The sequence below is a fragment of the Pedobacter sp. 01N416 genome, from assembly GCF_056399685.1.
The window spans coordinates 1-5,321 of sequence record NZ_JBFTRT010000605.1 but is presented as its reverse complement, the minus strand read 5'-3'; the positions used below and the strand labels follow the sequence as shown (position 1 = coordinate 5,321).

General features: G+C 37.2%; 4 protein-coding genes. 3 read left to right on the top strand and 1 reads right to left on the bottom strand.

Translation table 11 applies throughout. The features are described from left to right. The coding region (locus AC1DND_RS24480; protein ID WP_477585166.1) for a polysaccharide deacetylase family protein at positions 1-245 on the bottom strand (245 nt) is incomplete at its 3' end. Positions 246-265: 20 nt separating this feature from the next. Between AC1DND_RS24480 and AC1DND_RS24475 the strand changes: the two genes are divergently transcribed. The 3 genes from AC1DND_RS24475 (at position 266) to AC1DND_RS24465 (ending at position 4,042) form a co-directional block, all read left to right on the top strand. Beyond that, the gene (locus AC1DND_RS24475; protein ID WP_477585165.1) at positions 266-1,669 is read left to right on the top strand and encodes a TolC family protein; all 1,404 of its coding nucleotides are present in this window, start codon (positions 266-268) and stop codon (positions 1,667-1,669) included. A 111-nt stretch (positions 1,670-1,780) separates the two neighbouring features. Continuing rightward, the gene (locus AC1DND_RS24470) at positions 1,781-2,866 is read left to right on the top strand and encodes an HlyD family secretion protein (protein ID WP_477585164.1); all 1,086 of its coding nucleotides are present in this window, start codon (positions 1,781-1,783) and stop codon (positions 2,864-2,866) included. 174 nt (positions 2,867-3,040) lie between these two features. Further along, complete coding sequence (locus tag AC1DND_RS24465) at positions 3,041-4,042, top strand: NAD(P)H-dependent glycerol-3-phosphate dehydrogenase (protein ID WP_477585163.1); 1,002 nt, start codon at positions 3,041-3,043, stop codon at positions 4,040-4,042. The last annotated feature ends 1,279 nt before the right edge of the window (positions 4,043-5,321 follow it).

The window sequence follows — 5,321 nt, the reverse complement described above, 5'->3', positions numbered from 1 at the left end:
CCAATGGCATGTCCGTCGTTTTTTACACGTTCAAAAACTTCGGGGTGTTTTACAATATTATCGCCAATGCAAAAAAATGTAGCTTTAGCATTAAAGACTTTTAAAGTTTTTAATACAAAATCTGTAACATTGGGTATAGGTCCATCGTCAAAGGTCAAATAAATAACTTTTTCGGTGCGGGATTTATTCCATAATAGTGATGGATAATACCATTTTAGCAGAAGCGGTGATTTGATCAGGTACATTTTAGCAGTAAAGTTACTAAATGCCTGTACAGATTGAAATTATTAAAGTTGTTTATATAGATTTGAAACAAATTATGAAGATGTTTACCAAGAATAAGTTAGTTACCGGATCTGCGTTATTAGTAGCATTAAGTTTTAGTCAGAAAATTAAGGCTCAAGAAGTTATCAGTATTCAACAGGCAGTAGAAAACACATTAAAAAACAATTTAAATATTAAACAAGCCGCTTTTAGTGCTTCTTTAAGTGAAGAAACTGTTCGTCAATCTAAAAATGCGCTCTTACCTACCTTAAATGGTACCATTAACCAGTCGATGCAATGGGGTAGAAGTCAACAGGTTTCAGGTTTATTCGAAAACACTCAAAATTATAATTTAAGTCCAAATGTAAGTACGAATGTTTCGCTTTTTGAAGGTGGTACTAAACTCAACCAGATCAGACAAAACAAAATTTTACTGGCCGCTAACGAAACCAATGTAGAAAAGGTAAAGAACGATCTGATTCTTCAGGTGGTTACGGCTTATCTTCAGGTGTTAAATAATGAAGATCAGGTAAAGGCTACAAAGCAACAATTAGATGTAGCCAATTCTACTTTAAAAAGGGAACAAGCACTATTAGATGTTGGAAATAAAACCCTGGCCGATATTTCTCAGGCAAAATCGCAGGCAGCCACGGCAGAGCTTAATTTAACAAATGCTCAAAACCAGCTAACCATATCTTATTTAACTTTAGGCCAATTGATGGAGATTCAACCTCCAATGACTTTTAAGGTTCAGCCTCCTTTGGTTAATGAGATGAGCAATATTCAAACCACTTATGTACCTACTGATATCTATAACCAGGCTTTAGCCACATTCCCTGATATTAAATTAGCGGAATTAAACAGTAAAGCAGCCGAAAAAGGTATTGCTGTAGCTAAGGGTGGATTCTTTCCTCAGATTAGTTTAGGAGCTGGTTTAGGATCGGCTTATTACTATCAGTTTAATTCGAGTTTTCCGATATCGAAATTTACCGATCAATTATCTGATAACTTTGGTCAGTATGTGAGTATGGGAATTTCCGTTCCGATTTTTAACGGATTCACGACCAGATCGGCAGTTAGAAAAGCGAAAATTAACTGGATGCAGCGTAAAACAGATGAGCAGCTATCAAAAAATAATTTGGTAAAAGTAATCAATCAGGCAGTTGCCGATCTTAGTGCTGCACAAAGTAGATACTCTTCTACCCAAAATGCTTTTCAGGCCCAGAAAGATGCTTTTTATGTAATTGATCAACGTTACAATGTAGGTTTGGTAAACTCACTGGATTACAGTACTGCTCAAACCAATAGAAACAAAGCCGAAATAGATTTTATCCAGGCTAAATATGATCTTTTATTCAGGGCAAAAGTAATTGATTACTATTTAGGCAAACAGATCACATTTTAAGATTAAAAGCTAAAAAATAAAAAAGGAAGCTTTGGTTTTATACCATAACATTACAACGTTTTAACTTTAAAACATTACATAATACAACAAACGAAATACAATCAATAAATTATGAAACTGAAGCACATTATTATTACCGTAGTTGCTATCATAGCTCTTCTAGTTATACTAAAGCTAACTGGAGTTATAGGCGGGAACAAAGCCGAAAAAGTAACTACAGAAAAAGCATCAGATAAAACTGTTGTTGAAACAGTTACTGCTAGTGGTAAAATTCAACCAGAAACTGAGGTTAAATTAAGTTCTGAAGTATCGGGAGAGGTAGTAGAATTAAAGGTAAAAGAAGGGGATATTGTTAAAGCAGGCCAATTGCTTTGTAAAGTACGTCCGGATGTTTTGCAATCAGGCTACGAGAGAACCGTAGCGAGTTTTAATGCGCAAAAATCAAGTGTTGCAGCTGCGCAACAACAATTGGCACAAAACCAGGCTAACTTTGTAAATGCAGACGCAACTTACAAACGTAATGTAGAGCTTTTTAAGAAAAAAGTAATATCGGCTTCAGAGTTTGATGCGGCAAAGGCTGCTTTTTTAACAGCAAAAGCCAATTTGGCCAGCGCAAAAGAAAATGTAACCGGTGCTAAATTTACTTTAGAGCAAACAGGGGCAAATGTTAAAGAAGCTGGTGCAAACTTAGCTAAAACAACAATTTATGCTCCGGTTGATGGCGTGGTTTCAAAATTGTCAATCGAATTGGGAGATCGTATTTTAGGAACTTCGCAAATGGCAGGTACAGAAATTATGCGTATCTCTAACCTATCATCAATGGAAGTTAATGTTGATGTTAACGAAAACGATATTACCCGTGTTAAAGTTGGCGATAAAGCTTCGATTGAGGTTGATGCTTTCTCCGATAAAAAATTTAGAGGTGTAGTAACCGAAATTGCAAGTTCATCAACAGCTGTTGGTACTGCGGTATCTACTTCAGTAGATCAGGTAACCAATTTCTCTGTAAAAATCAGGATTACTGAAGAACTAGCGGGTAAACAACAATCTATGTTTATTATCGTGAAATCTGGTGTTAAAACTGGCCAAGAAATTGTTACTGGTCCTTATTCTGCCATCCAAAACAAATTAAAAGACGGAATGATTGTAGAAAAAACATCTAAAGACCAATTGTTTAGCAAAGACGCTAAGAAGTAGTTTATAATTAATAGCAAGAAATAGTAACTTGCGTTGTTTAAGGTGTATTCCTAAGGGTTTAGGGTGTAAGGTTTAAGGTTGAGGGGCAATTGGTCCTAGCCTTACACCTTACACCTTTTGCCTTAAGCCTTTAAAAGGCCTTTACACCTTTTACCTTAAACATTTTTTATAAACATGGTACCTAAAATAGCAATGATTGGGGGCGGGAGCTGGGCTACTGCCATTGTTAAAATGCTTGCAGATAATTTATCTGAAAAGGAAATTTTTTGGTGGATGCGCAACGAGGCAGCCATAGCGCACATTAAAAAATTTAAACACAACCCTAATTATATCAGTTCTGTTGAGATTAAACTTACTCAGGACGACCATATCTCTTCAGATATCAATTCCATCATAAAATCTGCCGAATTTGTAATTCTAAACGTTCCGGCAGCATTTTTAAAAGACACTTTAACTTCCATTACCGCCGAAGATTTAAAGGGCAAAAAAATCATTTCAGCCATAAAAGGCATAGTACCCGAAGATAATCTGATTATCGGCGAATTTTTGCACGAAAATTATAATATCCCATACGATGATATTTTAGTGGTTAGCGGACCATGCCATGCCGAAGAAGTAGCTTTAGAAAAATTATCATACCTAACCATAGCCTGTACCGATGTAGACAAGGCATCAACATTTGCTTCATTTTTAAATACCCGATACATTAAAACAAACGTATCAGACGATATTTTCGGGACGGAATATGCTGCGGTTTTAAAAAATATTTATGCCGTAGCCAGCGGTATTTGTCATGGCATAGGTTATGGCGATAACTTTCAGGCCGTATTGATCAGCAATGCCATCCGCGAGATTAAACGTTTTGTTGATGCCGTTCACCCCATCAATAGGGATATTATGGAGTCGGCATATCTTGGCGATTTGTTGGTTACAGCGTATTCGCAGTTCAGCCGCAACCGTACGTTTGGTAACATGGTAGGCAAAGGTTACACCGTAAAATCTGCCCAATTGGAGATGAATATGGTTGCTGAAGGTTATTATGCGGTTAAGTGTATGCATATTAAAAATCAGGCGTACAATGTAGATATGCCAATTTGMAAGGCGGTGCACAGTATTATTTATGAAAACCGTTCGCCGCACATTGAAATGAAATTATTGGCAGAGAAATTAAATTAATGTCAACCTGAGGGATAATTTATGGTGTAAAAATCAATATAAATTACAGGAGAATTTAAAGAGGTGAGTCAATTAGAAGTATCGTCATTTCGATCCCGAAGATTCGGGAAGAAATCTTTAAATTCGATTTCAACAATATAGTTTAAAGATCTCTCCACTCCGCAGTGCTTCGGTCGAGATGACGATTTTTCTATCGAAATCTATTAATGCCAATATAGTCTAAGGATCTATTTTAATTTATTCTTCTCAGACTGGCAACCGCTCTACTTAAATTTGTAGCGAGCTTCATGTTTCCTTGCAACCGATTGCTGTTTAGCCCCGGGCGAAGCGGCATCCCTGTAGCGCAGCGAAAGGATACAGCGAAGAACGGGAACAGACTCTAATAGCTGCTGTGCCCATGCGCTCCAAAAAAACAATTTAAATCTTTTGTAAAGCAAGGTTGGTGCTTTTCTGATCTGGCAGTCCTTCTTTCCGCTTCTATCTTTTTGTGAGGGTTCGTGAAAACATTTTTGACGGTGCAGCAAAAAGGATAACCGCTTCAATAAGGTTTATTGAACGAGGGCTTTGCAAGAAATAAAAAATGAATGCTTATGAAAGAGGTAGGTAGGCGTTCTGTATTTTCTTGCACCACCAATTGTTTAGCCCCGGGCGAAGCGGCATCCCTGAAGCGCAGCGAAAGGATACAGCGGAGAACGGGAACAGACTCTAATAGCTGCTGTGCCCATGCGCTCCAAAAAAACAATTTAAATCTTTTGTAAAGCAGGTTCGATGCTTTTCGGTTCGGGTAGTCCTTCTTTTCGCTATTATCTTTTTGCGATGGTTAACGGGGGATGTTTTTAGCGGTGCAACAAAAAGTATAACCGCTTCAATAAGGTTTATTGAACGAGGGCTTTGCAAGAAATAAAAAATGAATGCTTATGAAAGAGGTAGGTAGGCGTTCTGCATTTTTTTTCGGCCGGTTGCTGTTTAGCCCCTGGCGAAGCGGCATCGCTGAAGCGCAGCGAAAGGATACAGCGAAGAACGGGAGCATACGTTAATAGTTCTATTGGCCCCGCGCTTCAAAAACAAATCATTATTTTTTGAAAAGTAGATTAGTTCTTTTTGATGTCTGCTAACTAAAACAAATCAATTGATCAATTGTTATCACTTAAATAAAATATAGCTGTCATGAAAAGAAAATTAGTAATGGGTTTATTAACGCTGGCCTTATTTGGAGGTGCAGCCTTAACTGTAAATGCTCAAGAAAAGAAAAAAACTGAAGTAGGTAAAGCATTAGATC